The sequence below is a fragment of the Enterococcus sp. RIT-PI-f genome (genome assembly GCF_001297065.1).
Lineage (GTDB): Bacteria > Bacillota > Bacilli > Lactobacillales > Enterococcaceae > Enterococcus_D.
The window spans coordinates 159,038-175,093 of sequence record NZ_LHOX01000018.1; the positions used below are offsets into that span (position 1 = coordinate 159,038).

Here is a 16,056-nt window from a genome sequence, read left to right on the forward strand (position 1 = left end):
GTCAAAAAGAGCGGAGGTGCTACAACATGAAGCAATCAAGTCGTGGAATGATTGCTACGGTCCATTATCGGGGGCGGGAAGCTTTCGATGAAACACTTGTGATGTCGCTGCTTGATTTTTTGAGTATACGATTCGCAGAGGTCTTCTTTACCATATCTGACGCAACAAATGACGAACTTGTTCGCATGCTGCAAGCTGACGACAGGTGCAAAACATTGATGATTGCAGCCAAAGGTGCTGGTGACGCAAGAAGAAGAGCTGTAACTGCAGCGAAGGCTGAATGTCCAAATTTGTCATCCTTTCAGCTTTGTGATTTTGACCGGTTGCTTACGTGGTATGACTATTTTCCAGATGAGCTCTCGCACATGAGTCGTCTGCCTGTAGAGAAAGATACCTACTGTATCTTGGGCAGAACGCCAGACGCATTTGATAGTCATCCTTATGCTTGGCGTGTGACCGAATCATTGGTCAATCAAGTGGCTGAAAAGCTTTTCCAAATCGATCATGTGGATATCACTGCAGGCAGTGAAATATTCGCAACGTCATTGATTGATATTTTTTTAAGAGATAATCGGGGCAGGTTAAATGATGGAGAGTGGCCGCGCATTGTATTGGCAAATGGAGGCAAATTGACCTATCAGGCTTGTGATGGGTTATGCTATGCTTCTCGTAACCATGATGGGATGTCAGATGACCCGGCAAGACAATTGACGGAAAGGCTGCAAATAGCGGCAGCAATCACGCAATCACTATATGATGAAAGAAGGTAATCACAGATGTTGATCGCACTATGGGCACAAGACAACCAAGGATTGATTGGTGAAAATGGCACGTTGCCGTGGCATTTACCCAATGATTTGAAATTTTTCAAGGAACAGACCATTCATAACACCATTATTATGGGTCGAAAAACCTTTGAAGGGATGGATCGACGACCATTGCCGCAACGGACAACCATCGTTTTGACAAAGGATCCTTCCTATCAGGCAGAAGGTGTTTTGGTGATGCATGATCGAGAAGAGGTTCTGGCTTATGCCAACGCACAGGATCACCCGGTATTTCTGACTGGTGGAGCGGGTGTCTTCAAGACGATGATCGACGATTGTGATCAATTGTATCGAACAGTGATCGATGAACGTTTTACAGGCGATGTTTTCTTCCCAGCTATCGATTGGGAAAAATGGCAATTGACCAAAACGATTCCAGGCATTGTCGATGACCGCAATAAATATCGACATCGATTTGAATTTTATCAGAAAAAATAAAAAGAGCCGAAGATTTCTCAACGTTGAGAAATCTTTGGCCCTTTTTATATCTGTATCATCAAGTAAAGAATAAGACGGAGAAGAACATCAATCCAGCACCTAACATCACGAATAAATGCCAAACCACATGCATGAACCGCACATTCTTCAAACTATAAAATAGCGCACCTACTGTATAAGAAACCCCGCCGCTGGCGAGTAAAAAAGTGCCCCAAAAACCGAGGTTTTCAATCAAGGGTTTGAAGGCGATCACACATAGCCAACCCATGACAATATAAATCATCGTAGAAACTTTCGACACTGTTTCTTTCTTGTGCAAGGTCAACGATTTATAGACGATGCCGCTAATAGCCAACAACCAGATCAAAATGAACAGTGACCAGCCTAACCATCCCTGGATACTAAGTAGACAAAAAGGCGTATAACTGCCGGCGATTAATAGAAAAATCGACGCATGATCAAACACTTGGAAGACTTTTTTTGCACGAGTGAACATCAGACTGTGAAAGAGTGTAGAAAACAAAAAAAGCAAGATCATCATTGAACCATAGATTGCGTAAGAAACAAGATGGATCGGCGAACCTAAGCGGGCACCTTTGACTAGCAGAATCACCAATCCTGCTACACTCAAGCCAAAGCCAATGCCGTGGGTCACGGCGTTCAATACTTCGTTGAGAATCAAATATTTACGACTAAATTTCATGTGCTGCATATGACACCGTCCTTCTAAATCAAAATTAGATGAAAAAAATTTTTCTCTCTGTTATACTAAGTATAAATGGTCTATGGTTATTTTACCACGAAAAAAGACTTGAATTGAAGAAAGAGTGAATATATGATGGCAAAACTTAAAATTGTGACCGATTCTTCTTGTACCATGACGCCCACTGTTCGCGACGAATTGGCGATCCATGTTGTACCGCTTTCTGTCATGATCGATGGTGTCGTTTATCCAGATGATGAAACGTTACCAGGCGAGAAATTCATGCAGATGATGAGTCAAGCCAAAGAATTACCTAAAACCAGCCAACCACCGATTGGTCATTTTGTAGAATTGTTTGATGAACTTGGGAAAGATGGCAGTGAGGTATTGGCGATCCATATGACGAAAGGGTTAAGCGGTACTGTTGAAGCGGCCCGTCAAGCGAGCCAATTGTCTAAAGCAAATGTGACGGTCATTGATAGTGACACCACCGATCAGGCCTTAGCCTTTCAGGTGATTCGGGCTGCTGAACTTGCGCAAGCAGGCAAAACCTTGGCTGAGGTGCTGCCGGAAGTTGAACGGGTACGGAATAATACCAAACTGTTTATTGGCGTATCAACATTAGAAAATTTGGTCAAAGGTGGCCGCATCAGTCGAGCAAAAGGATTATTGTCAAGTCTGTTGAATATGAAAGTCATCATGGATTTCGACCATTCAGAGTTGATTCCTATCATCAAAGGACGAGGGGCAAAAACCTTCAACAAATGGTTCGAAGAGTTAAAAAACGAATTGCAGCATTTACCGAAAGTCACGAAGATTGGTATCTCCCATGCGGATGGCTTAGAGATCACTGAGCGATTCAAACGAGAACTGCAAGAAGCGTTTCCTGATTTAGATATTCCTTTGCTGCATACGACCCCAATCATTGCTACGCATACGGGTAAAGGGGCTTTTGCCATTACTTACAGCACTGAATAAAAGGTATTGGACTTAGAAACGATTCGTTGACACACGAATCGTTTTTTTTTATTCTTATGTTTCGTTTATAGTCTGCCGAATAAAAAGAATACTGCTAGGCATTTGATGAGAATTTTGTTAAAATAGCAAAGATTACAAGTAAGGGGTTTGGCAAATGTTGAAATGGAAAAAACTAGGTATATATTTGATGACAGTGGGATTGATTGCCTGTGCAACTGGTTTCTTCTTTCATTTTTTGATTCCAAAAGCTGCGCCTTTATTGTCTCCTAGCGGTCAGCTTGCTGCCAATGATGCGGCCAAAGAAACGATAGAATACGTGGCCTTAGGTGATTCGCTAACTGAAGGGGTCGGTGACGAGACCGCTCGCGGCGGATTTGTACCAATCGTAGCCGGTGATCTGCAAGATCGCTATGGGTTAACGAATTTAGTCACACACAATTATGGTGTTGCCGGTGAACGCAGCGATCAAATATTGAAACGGGTCAAGAACGATGAAGATTTGCGGGGGGATTTGGCTGACGCTGATTTGGTTACCTTGACAGTAGGGGGGAATGACGTGTTAAAAGTCATCCAGTCTAAGTTTTTCGGTTTAAGTATTGATTCTTTTACTGAACCAATGGCCGATTATACGGAAAGAATGACTGAGCTATTCAGTCAAATTCGTTCTTTGAATGAGGATGCCCCCATCTATGTGCTGGGGATTTACAATCCGTTTTATTTAAACTTTCCTGAAATCACTGATATGCAAACGATCATCGATAATTGGAATGCACAAACGGACAGCTTTATCCAACAACAAACGAATGCATATTTTATTCCAATCAATGATCTATTATATAAAGGTTTAAGCGACGAAGTCGGTATCGCGGATACGGAAGAGGACGAGGCCGAAAGCACAACCACCAGCAGTTCCTCTGCGGATGCAGAAACGTCCGCTTCTGCTGGGACAACGGACAGTACTTCTTCCAGCGATAGCCAAGAAACGATCACCAATAATATCACCAACAATGTCTTGTATGAAGGCGATCGGTTCCACCCCAATAATCTAGGGTATCAATTGATGGCCAATGCGGTCAGAGATGAATTGATCAAAACACAAGACAAATGGCTGGTACAGGAGGAATCAAAATGAAATCCAATGAAAAGAAGCCGGAACCCAAAACACTCGTTAAGCAAGATAAAACAATCAATTACTGGAAAATTGCTTTTCTGGTCCTAGCAGGACTATTAATAGGGACGACCGTCTTTTTTGCCTCAAGAATTTTTCAACAAAGGGAAAGTGGTCTGAACGAAAGCACTGAATTGGTGCAGCGGGAAGGCAGCCCAGTTTTGACGGTCAACAGCAATAAAAGTCAGGTCAATCAATTGATTGATTTTTACCTGTCAGACTTCCAAAAAGGACAGGATGTCACGTATGATTTTGAATTGCGGAATGAAGCCTTGCTGACTGGTGAGTTTCAAGTATTGGGTTTTCCGATCACATTTTATTTATACTTTGACCCTTATGTGACTGAAGAAGGCAACGTCCAATTAAAAGCGAAAAGTTTGTCGATCGGTACATTAGATCTGCCAACGAGCGAAGTCTTGAAAATGATCAAACGCAGTTTTAAATTTCCGGAATGGATAGAGGTCAATGCGGATGAGCAAGTCATTCTGATTCGCTTAGACCAATTTAGAATGCAAAATGGCTTATTTATCAAAGCCAATAAAATCAATCTGGTGGATGATGAGATTCAAATGAGTCTTTATCTACCAGCTGAATCGGAGGATGAATAATGGAAAGAGCGATATTTGCAGGTGGTTGTTTTTGGTGCATGATCCAACCTTTTGATGAATTAGATGGAATCGAGTCGATTTTTTCGGGTTATACAGCAGGCCACACCAAAAATCCCACGTATCAAGAAGTCAAGAGTCATCAAACTGGCCATACAGAAGCAGTGGAAATCATCTTTGATCCAGAAAAAATCAGTTTTGATGATTTATTGACGATTTATTGGCAGCAAACAGATCCTACTGATGCTTTTGGGCAATTTGAGGATCGAGGAGATAATTATCGTCCGGTGATTTTTTATTTCAATGACGAACAGCAGCAAACGGCATTGGCAAGTAAAGCCGCACTGCAAGCGAGTGGCAGATTCACTGAGCCGATTGTCACGGCAATCGAGCCAGCGCAGCCTTTTTATTTGGCTGAAGATGAACATCAAGACTACTACAAAAAGAATCCTGAGAATTTTGCCCGCAATCATGCCCGCCGTGCAGCATTTTTAGCGGATCACTGGGATGAAGCCCATGCGTAAGAGCTTTTATAGTTACTTAATGGCGGTCAAAGGGCCAAGTCATACGGACGAAGCGCAGATTTTTGCTACCCATGCCAGTCATGATATTCAGTTTCCTAAACATACTGATGATTATGAAGAAATCTCTTCCTATTTGGAACTCAGTGTGGACTATTTGCCTTCAATGGATATCTTCGATCGGATATGGGCTGATTATACGGAAAACAATCGCTAAACAAAGGAGGCAACAAGATGAAAGGAATCTCAACGAGCCGCTATTTTATTTCGCTTGCCAGTGTGGCGATTTTAGCAGGCGGTGGTGTCTATATCTGGCAACAGGCTGAACAACAGTCCGCTGCAACAGTTGTGGAAGAAACACAGACAGAAGAGAGCGGGATCGCGAAAATAGAACAACTTTTTGAACAGATCAAAGGCAATTATTACCAAGAAGTCGATGAAAATGCCTTGATCGAAGGGGCACTTCAGGGCATGACAGACGCACTGGATGACCCTTATACGACGTATTTGAGCGAGTCTGCTGCAGATGAATTAGATCAGTCTTTATCTGGAAGTTTTGAAGGAATCGGCGCCACTTTGTCATTGGTTGATGAATATCCTGAGATTGCCCAAGCACCAATCAAAAACACACCTGCCGAAAAGAGCGGCTTACGCATGGGGGATCGCATTTTAAAGGTAGATGGAGAAGATACCCAAGGGCAAACCTTGTCAGAAGTAGTTGCAAAGATTCGCGGAGAAAAAGGATCTAAAGTGACCTTGACCTTGCAAAGAGAGAAAGAAACCTTCGATGTGACGCTTACGAGAGATACGATTCCGATAGAAACGGTCCATGGTGAGATTGCTGCAGAAAATGCAGCGATCGGCAAAATTGAGATCACATCATTTGGCGAGGAAACAGCAGGGGAATTAAAAGAGGTGATCACTGCGCTAAGAAGTGAAGGTGCCACCTCATTTGTTCTGGACGTGCGGCAAAATCCAGGCGGATTGTTGGATCAGGTTCAGATCATGGCAAGTATGTTTTTGACAGACGGCCAAACGATCGTTAAATTTGCCAGTAACGCAGGAGTGATCAGCGAGACCAAAGCCAGCGAAACATTGGATGCAGGATTCAAAGTCACTGAACCAGTCGTTGTGCTAGTAGATGGCGGCAGTGCCTCGGCTTCTGAGATTTTTGCAGCGGCGTTGCAAGAATCGGCTGGGATTCCGATCGTAGGCACAGAAACCTTTGGCAAAGGAACCGTGCAAAATATCAAAGATTTGGGCGATAACAGCGAGTTGAAAATGACGATCATGAAATGGTTGACGCCCAATGAAGAATGGGTCAATGAGCAGGGTGTCATGCCTGATTATGAGGCAGATTATCCGGCATATGCTTACCTAGCGCCATTGCCCCGAGACAATGCGTTAAAAGCCGGGCAAAGTTCGGATGCGGTCAGCAACCTCAATCAATTCCTAGCGGCGTTAGGATATGATACAGAAGGCGATACCTTTAATGATCAGACAGCAGCGGCTGTGACTGCTTTTCAAAAGAAAATGTCGCTTACTGAAAGTGGCGAAGTCGATGCAGAAACGGCGCAAGCAATCGAACAGGCTGTAACAGAAAAAATCAAAGCTGAGGATCCGGCATATCTCAAAGCGTTGTCCTTGTTGGCTGAAGATTGATTTGAAAAAGGGAGGGAACTGCAATGACAACTGAACATCAGTGGCGTGATCGTTTTTGGCTGCTCTTCAAATATGCCTTGATCGCTTTTGCAACTGCTTTTTTGATTCGTGCGTTTTTGTTGATTCCTGTCCCAGTTTCAGGCAACTCGATGGAAGGCACATTACAACAAGGAGATATGGTGATCATTGAGAAGATTTCGCCAATTCGTCGCTTCGATGTGGTTGTCTTTCAAATGCCAGATGGGTCAACCTATATCAAACGGGTGATCGGTATGCCAGGCGATTCTGTGAGGTATGAGGCCGATCAGTTGTACATCAATGACGAACCTGTTGAAGAGCCTTTCTTAGCAAAAAACCGCAACAATGATCACGAAACAGCGTCTTACACGAATGATTTTGATTTAGAATCTCTGTTGGGTGTAGAAAAACTCGGAAAAGACAGCTATTTTGTGATTGGTGACAATCGCAGAGCGTCAAAAGACAGCCGCTCCTTTGGGCCGATTTCTGGAGATGCCATTTTGGGCAACGCGCGCTTTGTCTATTATCCTTTCTCACATATTCGCTTCATTTGATTGTTTTATCTGTTGGAAAGCCTCCTAATCAAAACGATGTTTTGGTTAGGAGGCTTTCGTCAAATTCTGCCGATCTTTGCTTTTTCTTAAGAAAGGATCGCGAGCGTATGGTTGGTCATTCAAAAAAACAATAGGACACATCTGTCAATGAAAGGGCTAAATCACTATCTATTCGCCGGTCAACTTGCTGATCAAATGATGAAAGAATATTGGTGAATCATGATTCTGTTATAGACGAATGCCCTTGAAACCCGTATAATATCAACGGACAAGAGAATATCGGCGTAAGCTGATAGCGATCTCAGCACAACGCACATCTGCAAGATAAAAGTTCTTGCGTTTTGGCTGATGTGCCTGAAAGAGAAGGAGGATATACCATGACGATTCAATGGTTTCCGGGTCATATGGCAAAAGCCAGACGTGAAGTCAGTGAAAAACTAAAATTTGTTGATATCGTCTTCGAATTGGTTGATGCAAGGTTACCTATTTCATCACGCAATCCGATGCTGGATCAATTATTACAACAAAAACCGCGGTTGATTTTGATCAACAAAGCCGATTTGGCTGATCCGCAGCAAACCAAACATTGGGTTGCCTATTTTAAAAAGCAAGGGTATGTTGCATTGGCAATCAATGCGCAAGATAACCAAGGGATCAAAGGCATCGTGCCTGCAGCCAAAGAAGTCTTGCAAGAAAAAATCGCCCGCGACAAAGCAAGAGGATTAAAACCTCGCGCAATCCGCGCCATGGTGATCGGTATTCCGAATGTAGGTAAATCAACCTTGATGAACCGTCTTGTTGGCAAGAAAATCGCCCAAACAGGAAATAAACCTGGTGTCACGAAAGGACAGCAGTGGTTGCGCTTTGGCAATGAGGTCGAATTATTGGATACTCCAGGGATCCTATGGCCGAAATTTGAAGATCCTGAAATTGGCAAACGGTTGGCATTGACGGGTGCGATCAAAGATCAATTGATCCATTTAGATGATATCGCTTTGTATGGACTCGATTTTTTTGCCCGTTATTATCCAGATAAGATTGCTCTTCGCTACAATTTGACACCAGAAGAAGCAGCATTGTTGGCGCCAGAACTTTTGATGAAAATCACCCAAAAAAGAGGGCACAAAGACAACTATGATCGCGGTGCTGAACTCGTTGTCTTTGATATACGCCAAGGAAAGCTAGGGCGGTATACTTTAGATCGTTTAGAGGAGTTAGATGAGGCAGATGACACAGTCGATTAAGGAAATCAAAACCCGTTTATTTGATCAGCAATTTGATGATCCAGCTTACCTAGCAGCTTTGCGCGACGATACCCGCAGCGGCGTTAAAACGCTGATTGCGCAATATGAAAATCAGCAAATCAAACAACAGCAACTGATCGCAAAGTCCAACGAGATGTCTATCTTTGAACGAGCAGCCTATGCAAAAGGTGTCCGATTTATCGCAGGCCTTGATGAAGTCGGTCGGGGCCCGCTTGCAGGTCCAGTGGTTGCCGCTGCAGTGATCTTACCCAAAGACTGTCAAATCTTGGGTTTGAACGATTCAAAGCAACTATCTCAAAAAAAACGCGATGCATTGTTTGTTGAGATCCACAACCATGCGATTGCCATAGGGATGGGCGTTGTCTCTCATGATGAAATCGATCGCTTGAATATTTATCAAGCGAGCCGATTAGCGATGAAAATCGCCTTAGAAGACTTAGCTGTGACCCCTGAATATCTATTGGTGGATGCCATGACGATCGATACGGCCATCGAACAGCAAAGTCTGATCAAAGGCGATGCCCGTTCGAATAGTATTGCAGCTGCAAGTATCATCGCAAAAGTCTATCGGGACAATTTGATGGCGGACTATCACCAAACATATCCCTATTATGGATTTGATAAAAATGCGGGATATGGCACAAAAACCCATTTGGACGGATTGAAGGATCACGGCATATGTCCGATCCATCGCAAAACATTTGCACCAGTCAAACAGTATCTATGATTTTCATACAAACCTCTTTTTTTAGCGAATCTTATTTTAAGTATGCTAAAGAAATGAGGTTTTTTATTGTGCACTACGATGAATGTTCAACTTTTGAAAAACAGATAATCAGGTTGTACTACTGTCCGGGGATCGGGGCAAAAAGTTTTTGGCGAATCGTGAAACATTGGCTAGCCCAGCGCCATACGATCATCCAGTCGGCAGACTTGCAACAAATCGGTTTTTCCCCTCAAAAAGCCGAGCAGATCCATCAGAGATGGCAAAAGATGTCAGAATCAACGCTTCGTCAGATGTTGGGTGAACAACAGTTGATAACTTTTTTTTCACCAACGTATCCAGATTTACTCCGGCGTATAGCAGATCCTCCTGTGCTCTTGTTCTATCAGGGGGAAATATCGTTGCTTCAAAGACCAAGTATCGCGCTGGTCGGCGGGCGGGAGGCCTCTGTGTATGGCAGAAAAGTATGCGAGAGATTGGTTCCGCCGTTAATCGCAAAAAATTATGTGATCCTCAGTGGGTTAGCGAAAGGTGTGGATCGTTTTGCCCATGAGTCTGCTTTGCGGAATCATGGCAAAACCATCGCAGTCGTTGGTACAGGCGTAGATATCTGTTACCCTGCATCGTCACGGCATGTGTATGAAGAAATCTGTCACGCGCATTTGGTGATCAGTGAATATCCAATGGGAACCCCACCAAAACGGTTTCATTTCCCGATGCGCAATCGCTTGATTGCTGGCGTTGCGCAAGGCGTCTGTGTCATCGAGGCCAAAGAAAAAAGCGGCTCTTTGATTACGGCACAATTGGCATTAGAAAATGGACGAGAAGTTTTTGCAGTGCCGGGAGAAATCATTTCACCACAATCTAAAGGCTGCCATCAATTGATTCAAGATGGAGCCAAATGTACGATTGACGCGGTGGATATCTTGCAAGAGTTAACGTATTTATCATGTTTGTAATCAACCTTCCTTGACAAAACTTTTTTCGAAAGCTATGATAAGCTACGATTTGTATGTTTGCTAAACATATGATAGATTCATTGATTGAAGGTATATATATAGTAGGAAAAATCCAGGAAGGAGCCATTCTTTATATGGCATACAAATATTTAGTCATTGTGGAATCGCCAGCGAAGGCGAAAACCATAGAAAAATACCTCGGACGAAATTATAAAGTTGTTGCGAGTGTAGGACATATTCGAGATTTACCAAAAAGCAAAATGGGGATCGATGTAGAAAATGATTATGAACCCCATTATATTTCAATACGCGGCAAAGGCGATGTGATCAAAGGCTTGCGCTCAGCAGCTAAAAAAGCTGAAAAAGTTTATCTCGCAAGTGACCCGGATAGAGAAGGGGAAGCCATTGCTTGGCATTTGGCTTTCTTATTGGGCCTAGATTTGAAAGATCAAAATCGCGTGGTCTTCAATGAGATCACCAAAGAGGCAGTCAAAGCAGCTTTCAAGGAACCACGTACCATTGATGTGGATCTGGTGGATGCCCAACAAGCCCGTCGTATTTTAGACCGTCTAGTCGGCTATTCTCTCAGTCCGATTTTGTGGCGTAAAGTCAAAAAAGGCTTGAGTGCCGGTCGTGTGCAATCTGTTGCCCTAAAAATCATTATCGATCGTGAAAAAGAAATTCGCGATTTTGTACCGGAAGAATATTGGAGTATCGATGGCAACTTCAAGAAAGCAACCAAAAAATTTAAAGCCAACTTCTGGGGATTAGACGGCAAAAAGAAAAAATTGCCGAATGCAGAAAGCATCAAAGAAGTGACAGAACGGTTAACAAGCAAAGATTTCCAAGTGACAAAAGTTGAAAAGAAAGAGCGCAAGCGCAATCCTGCAGCGCCATTCACGACGAGTAGTCTGCAACAAGAAGCAGCCCGTAAACTGAATTTCCGTACCAGAAAAACCATGATGGTCGCGCAGCAATTGTATGAAGGCATTGCCCTAGGCAAGCAAGGAACCGTTGGGTTGATCACCTATATGCGTACGGATTCGACACGGATCGCCGATTCCGCAAAAGCTGAAGCGGCTGCATTCATTGAAAGCACGTATGGAACGGAATTTTCTGCCCATGGCGGCAAAAAACGTGCCAATGCCCAAGGGGCGCAGGATGCCCATGAAGCGGTTCGTCCATCCAGTGTCTTGCGGACGCCAGAGAGTCTCGAAAAATTCTTGGATAAGGATCAAATGAAACTATATCGTTTGATTTGGGCGCGTTTCGTCGCTAGTCAAATGACGCCGGCGATCTTGGATACCATGAAAGTGACGCTGGACCAAAATGGCGCGATTTTTATCGCCAATGGCTCTAAGATCAAATTCAAAGGATTCATGCAAGTCTATGTTGAGGGCCGAGATGATGGCAAAGAAGACAAAGAAAATATCTTGCCTGACTTAGTTGAGGGAGATACTGTCCAATCTGTATCGATCGAACCGAAACAACACTTTACACAACCGCCAGCCCGCTTCAGTGAAGCGACATTGATCAAAACACTGGAAGAAAATGGGGTAGGACGTCCTTCAACTTATGCTCCTACACTTGAAACGATCCAACGCAGATATTATGTGAAGTTGGCGCAAAAGCGCTTTGAACCAACGGAATTGGGGGAAATCGTCAACTCGTTGATCGAAGAGTTTTTCCCGCAGATCGTTGATACCCATTTTACAGCAGAAATGGAAAATAGCTTGGATAGTGTAGAAGCTGGAAAAGAAGAATGGGTCAAAGTCGTTGATCAATTTTATCGTCCTTTCGAAAAGGAATTGACTACTGCTGAAGAACAAATCGAAAAGATCCAAATCAAAGATGAACCAGCTGGCTTTGACTGTGATCTATGCGGACATCCGATGGTCATCAAATTAGGCCGATATGGCAAGTTTTACGCCTGCAGCAATTTTCCTGATTGTCGCAATACCAAGCCAATCGTCAAGGAAATCGGTGTCGAATGTCCTGTCTGTCACGAAGGACAAGTTGTTGAGCGCAAATCAAAGAAAAATCGCTTATTCTATGGATGCACCCGTTATCCAGAATGCGACTTTACGTCTTGGGATAAACCTGTCGGACGCAATTGTCCGAAATGTGACAACTACTTAGTTGAAAAGAAAGTCAAAGGCGGCAAACAGGTCGTTTGTATCAATGGCGACTACGAAGAGCAAGTCCAAAAATAAGACAACCACAACGGCAACTCCGCTGGATCATCTTGTGCCCACGCCCTGATGATCCAGTCGGATGGGCCGTTCCTGTTGCCTGGTGATTGGCATCTATCTAACCACATGCTGAAAAAAAGGAGTCTGACTATGAAAAAAATAAATGTAATCGGTGCCGGACTGGCTGGAAGTGAAGCTGCCTGGCAAGCTGCTGAAGCAGGCGTAGCCGTGAATCTATATGAAATGCGTCCCAAAAAAACAACAGAAGCGCATCATAGCAATAATTTCGCTGAGTTGGTGTGTACGAATTCGTTGAGAGGCAATAATTTGACCAATGCAGTCGGCGTCTTGAAAGAAGAGATGCGTCGTCTAAACTCTGTGATCATCACATCGGCGGACGAAACTGCAGTCCCTGCAGGAGGCGCATTGGCAGTCGATCGTGACGATTTCTCCGCCCTTGTGACCAAACGTGTCAAAGAACATCCATTAGTAACGGTATTTGAAGAAGAAATCACTGAGATCCCAGAGGGTATCACTGTGATCGCCACAGGACCGCTAACCTCGGAACCATTGTCACAAGCAATCCAAGCCTTCAACGGATCAGAGGGATTCTACTTTTATGATGCGGCAGCGCCAATCGTAGATAAATCAACGATCAATATGGACAAAGTTTACCTTAAATCACGTTATGATAAGGGCGAAGCTGCTTATTTGAATTGTCCGATGACCAAAGAAGAGTTTTATGCCTTTCGAGAAGCGTTGCTTGAAGCAGAAGTGGCACCGTTAAAAGCATTTGAAAAAGAAAAATTCTTTGAAGGCTGTATGCCGATCGAAGTTATGGCTGGTCGTGGGCCTAAAACGATGCTGTTTGGTCCAATGAAACCAGTCGGCCTAGAAGATCCAAAGACAGGCAAACGACCTTATGCGGTGATCCAGTTGCGTCAAGACAACGCAGCAGCTTCACTGTATAATATCGTCGGATTCCAAACCCATTTAAAATGGGGCGAGCAAAAACGCGTTTTTCGCATGATTCCTGGTTTAGAAGAAGCTGAATTCGTGCGTTTTGGCGTCATGCACCGTAACAGCTTTATGAATTCTCCTGAATTGCTGCAGCAAACATATCAGTCGAAAAAAAGAGCTGACTTATTCTTTGCCGGTCAAATGACTGGGGTCGAAGGGTATGTCGAGAGTGCTGCCAGTGGTTTGATTGCTGGGATCAATGCAGCAAAATTAGCGAAAGAAGAAGACCCAATCATCTTTCCGCAAGAAACTGCGATCGGGAGCATGGCTTACTATATCACCCATGCAGAAGGCAAACATTTCCAACCAATGAATGCCAATTTCGGCTTGCTACCTGAATTACCAGAGCGGATCCGGGATAAGAAATCTCGCTATGAAGCGTTGGCCAATCGTGCATTGACTGCTTTAGAAACAGCCAAAACCGAATTATTGTGAGCAATCAACAGTTCTCTTACTTTAAATTAGTAAGAGGATTTTTTTTTAATTTGTCTTGAAACTTTTCTTTTGTTGACTTATGATAGTTTGTAACAATGAAAGGCGGGGAGCAAAGTGGCCGAAAAATGGTTCTCGATGATTCAAACATATCTCGCACAATTTCCGACAGTCATTCAATTTTTGGGTTGGCTGATTTTGATCATTGGCGGATTATTGGTTGTTTTTCTGCTATTCAGCATCATACTGGCACCGTTGATGTGGTTTTATAATCGCATAACAGACAAAAACAACAGCAACGTCATCAGTCAGTCGGACTTTTTGATTGGGGAATTGACCGAAAAAATCGCAGGACCGTCTATGGGTGAAGTGATGGAAATCGGCAGCCAAACAGCCCGTTCGGTCTATCCGGCTCGGCTCTATCGAGAGGAAGACCGCAGCAATAATATGCTGTTACCCGTTGGCACAAAAGTCATCATTGTTGAGGTTGATCAAAAAGGAATCGCGTTGGTGGTTGAAAGCAAACATTTTATAGAATAGGAAGTGTGTTCGAATGGTAGATTCAGGTTCAGCGTTACATTTTTTAAGTAATCCTATTTTCTGGGGTATTATTTTCTTGGTATTACTGATAGCGTTTTTAATGGTTCGTTATCGCATCGGCAAACCCGATGAAGCATTGATCGTTACAGGGTCTTTCTTGGGCAAAGAAGGAATCAAAATCTTGAAAAACAGCGGGACATTTGTGATCCCAATCGTCCAAAAAGCCCATAAATTAAGCTTGCTGACCCATAAATTGGAAATTGGCACACCAGAAGTGTATACGGAGCAAGGTGTACCGATCAAAGCCAGTGCTACAGTTTTAGTCAAAGTAGGCAACAGTACAGAATCAATCAAAACAGCAGCAGAACAATACTTAGGCAAATCGACTGCAGAGTTGGAAGATGAAGCCCAAGAAGTGTTAGAAGGACATTTACGCGCGATTTTGGGTACGATGACTGTAGAAGCCATTTATAAAAATCGCGATGATTTTGCGGAACAAGTCCAAGAGGTGGCCTCAACAGACTTGAAAAAGATGGGATTGGAGATCGTGTCCTTTACCATCAAAGATGTGTCGGATACCAATGGGTATTTGGATGCGTTAGGTCGTCCACAAATCGCAGTCGTGAAGAAAAATGCTGAAGTTGCTGAATCAAATGCTTTGCGGGAAACACGGATCAAGCAAGCTGAAAATGAACAGTTGGCACAGCATGAAGAGATTCGCCGTCAAACCGAGATTGCCGAAGCCACGAAAGAAATGGCCTTAAAACAAGCGCAATACAAACAAGAACGCGAAGTTGCTGATGCGAAGGCTGAACAAATCGCTGTCGGTGAAAAGATGAAAGTCCAACTGATCGAACAAGAAAAAAATATCGAGATCCAAGAGAAACAAGCCGAATTAACAGAGAAAGAATTAAACGCCACCGTTCGGAAAAAAGCCGAAGCCGACAAATATGTGGTAGAACAAAATGCATTGGCTGATAAAGCCAAAGAAATCGCTCATGCCCAAGCAGAAGCGGAAAAAGTCAAATTGGCTGCGCAAGCGGAAGCGGAACGTATCGAGAAATTAGGTTCTGCAGATGCCGACCGGATCGCCAAGGTCGGTCAAGCAGAAGCGGAAAGCCGCGAGAAGATGGCTGTCGCATTGACCAAGCTGAACGAAGCAGGTATTTTGATGGAATTCATCAAAGTCTTGCCAGAAATCGCCAAAGAAGTCAATGCACCATTGAGCAATATTGATAAAGTCGTTAGTTTTGGCGGCAATGATGGCCTTCATGGCATGGGAGAAGCCGGTCTTGCCCGCACCTTCGATACGATCAAAGAAACCACTGGCTTAGATTTGGTAGGTTTGATCAACGATACGATGTCAACCAAACAAGGCAACAAAGAATTGGTTGGTGCCCTCTCTGCGCATCCTCAAGCCAAAACAGCGGAACCGATCAACGAATAATCT

At 43.6% G+C, this 16,056-nt stretch carries 17 protein-coding genes; 16 read left to right on the forward strand and 1 reads right to left on the reverse strand.

Translation table 11 applies throughout. The annotated features are described in order from the left end of the window. Window positions 1–26: 26 nt before the first annotated feature. Window positions 27–770 (forward strand): hypothetical protein, encoded by a 744-nt coding sequence (locus AEQ18_RS11925; RefSeq protein ID WP_054116561.1) that lies wholly within the window; start codon window positions 27–29, stop codon window positions 768–770. Window positions 771–776: 6 nt separating this feature from the next. Further along, complete coding sequence (locus AEQ18_RS11930) at window positions 777–1,265, forward strand: dihydrofolate reductase (protein ID WP_054116562.1); 489 nt, start codon at window positions 777–779, stop codon at window positions 1,263–1,265. 58 nt (window positions 1,266–1,323) lie between these two features. Here AEQ18_RS11930 and trhA read toward each other — a convergent pair whose 3' ends face one another. Then, the gene (trhA, locus tag AEQ18_RS11935; RefSeq protein WP_054116563.1) at window positions 1,324–1,977 is read right to left on the reverse strand and encodes a PAQR family membrane homeostasis protein TrhA; all 654 of its coding nucleotides are present in this window, start codon (window positions 1,975–1,977) and stop codon (window positions 1,324–1,326) included. Between the two features lie 126 nt (window positions 1,978–2,103). On the opposite strand from trhA, the gene AEQ18_RS11940 reads away from it, so the two are divergent. The 14 genes from AEQ18_RS11940 (at window position 2,104) to AEQ18_RS12005 (ending at window position 16,053) form a co-directional block, all read left to right on the forward strand. Then, window positions 2,104–2,946: a DegV family protein gene (locus AEQ18_RS11940; protein WP_054116835.1), complete on the forward strand. Its 843-nt coding sequence runs from the start codon at window positions 2,104–2,106 to the stop codon at window positions 2,944–2,946. 187 nt (window positions 2,947–3,133) lie between these two features. Next, window positions 3,134–4,078: an SGNH/GDSL hydrolase family protein gene (locus tag AEQ18_RS11945; RefSeq protein WP_235505545.1), complete on the forward strand. Its 945-nt coding sequence runs from the start codon at window positions 3,134–3,136 to the stop codon at window positions 4,076–4,078. Continuing rightward, on the forward strand, window positions 4,075–4,722 hold the full coding sequence (locus AEQ18_RS11950) for a YpmS family protein (RefSeq protein WP_054116564.1): 648 nt from the start codon (window positions 4,075–4,077) through the stop codon (window positions 4,720–4,722). The genes AEQ18_RS11945 and AEQ18_RS11950 overlap by 4 nt, the downstream gene beginning before the upstream one ends. Then, window positions 4,722–5,243, forward strand: coding sequence for a peptide-methionine (S)-S-oxide reductase MsrA (gene msrA / locus AEQ18_RS11955; protein ID WP_054116565.1), 522 nt, complete (start codon window positions 4,722–4,724; stop codon window positions 5,241–5,243). The genes AEQ18_RS11950 and msrA overlap by 1 nt, the downstream gene beginning before the upstream one ends. After that, window positions 5,236–5,457 carry a YozE family protein gene (locus AEQ18_RS11960; protein ID WP_054116566.1) on the forward strand — a complete coding sequence of 74 codons (222 nt, stop codon included), beginning with the start codon at window positions 5,236–5,238 and terminating at the stop codon, window positions 5,455–5,457. The genes msrA and AEQ18_RS11960 overlap by 8 nt, the downstream gene beginning before the upstream one ends. Window positions 5,458–5,474: 17 nt before the next feature. Continuing rightward, entirely contained in the window at window positions 5,475–6,902 is a 1,428-nt protein-coding gene (locus AEQ18_RS11965; protein ID WP_054116567.1) for a S41 family peptidase, read from the forward strand. A 23-nt stretch (window positions 6,903–6,925) separates the two neighbouring features. Further along, the gene (gene lepB / locus AEQ18_RS11970) at window positions 6,926–7,474 is read left to right on the forward strand and encodes a signal peptidase I (RefSeq protein ID WP_054116568.1); all 549 of its coding nucleotides are present in this window, start codon (window positions 6,926–6,928) and stop codon (window positions 7,472–7,474) included. 377 nt (window positions 7,475–7,851) lie between these two features. Further along, window positions 7,852–8,718 carry a ribosome biogenesis GTPase YlqF gene (gene ylqF / locus AEQ18_RS11975; protein ID WP_054116569.1) on the forward strand — a complete coding sequence of 289 codons (867 nt, stop codon included), beginning with the start codon at window positions 7,852–7,854 and terminating at the stop codon, window positions 8,716–8,718. After that, the gene (locus tag AEQ18_RS11980; RefSeq protein ID WP_054116570.1) at window positions 8,702–9,466 is read left to right on the forward strand and encodes a ribonuclease HII; all 765 of its coding nucleotides are present in this window, start codon (window positions 8,702–8,704) and stop codon (window positions 9,464–9,466) included. Before ylqF ends, AEQ18_RS11980 begins: the two co-directional genes overlap by 17 nt. A 113-nt stretch (window positions 9,467–9,579) precedes the next feature. After that, entirely contained in the window at window positions 9,580–10,422 is an 843-nt protein-coding gene (gene dprA / locus AEQ18_RS11985; RefSeq protein WP_235505537.1) for a DNA-processing protein DprA, read from the forward strand. A gap of 134 nt (window positions 10,423–10,556) precedes the next feature. Further along, window positions 10,557–12,635 (forward strand): type I DNA topoisomerase, encoded by a 2,079-nt coding sequence (gene topA, locus AEQ18_RS11990; protein WP_054116572.1) that lies wholly within the window; start codon window positions 10,557–10,559, stop codon window positions 12,633–12,635. A gap of 129 nt (window positions 12,636–12,764) precedes the next feature. Further along, complete coding sequence (gene trmFO, locus AEQ18_RS11995; RefSeq protein ID WP_054116573.1) at window positions 12,765–14,069, forward strand: FADH(2)-oxidizing methylenetetrahydrofolate--tRNA-(uracil(54)-C(5))-methyltransferase TrmFO; 1,305 nt, start codon at window positions 12,765–12,767, stop codon at window positions 14,067–14,069. Window positions 14,070–14,204: 135 nt separating this feature from the next. After that, complete coding sequence (locus AEQ18_RS12000) at window positions 14,205–14,606, forward strand: NfeD family protein (protein WP_054116837.1); 402 nt, start codon at window positions 14,205–14,207, stop codon at window positions 14,604–14,606. A gap of 13 nt (window positions 14,607–14,619) precedes the next feature. Continuing rightward, on the forward strand, window positions 14,620–16,053 hold the full coding sequence (locus tag AEQ18_RS12005) for a flotillin family protein (protein WP_054116574.1): 1,434 nt from the start codon (window positions 14,620–14,622) through the stop codon (window positions 16,051–16,053). The last annotated feature ends 3 nt before the right edge of the window (window positions 16,054–16,056 follow it).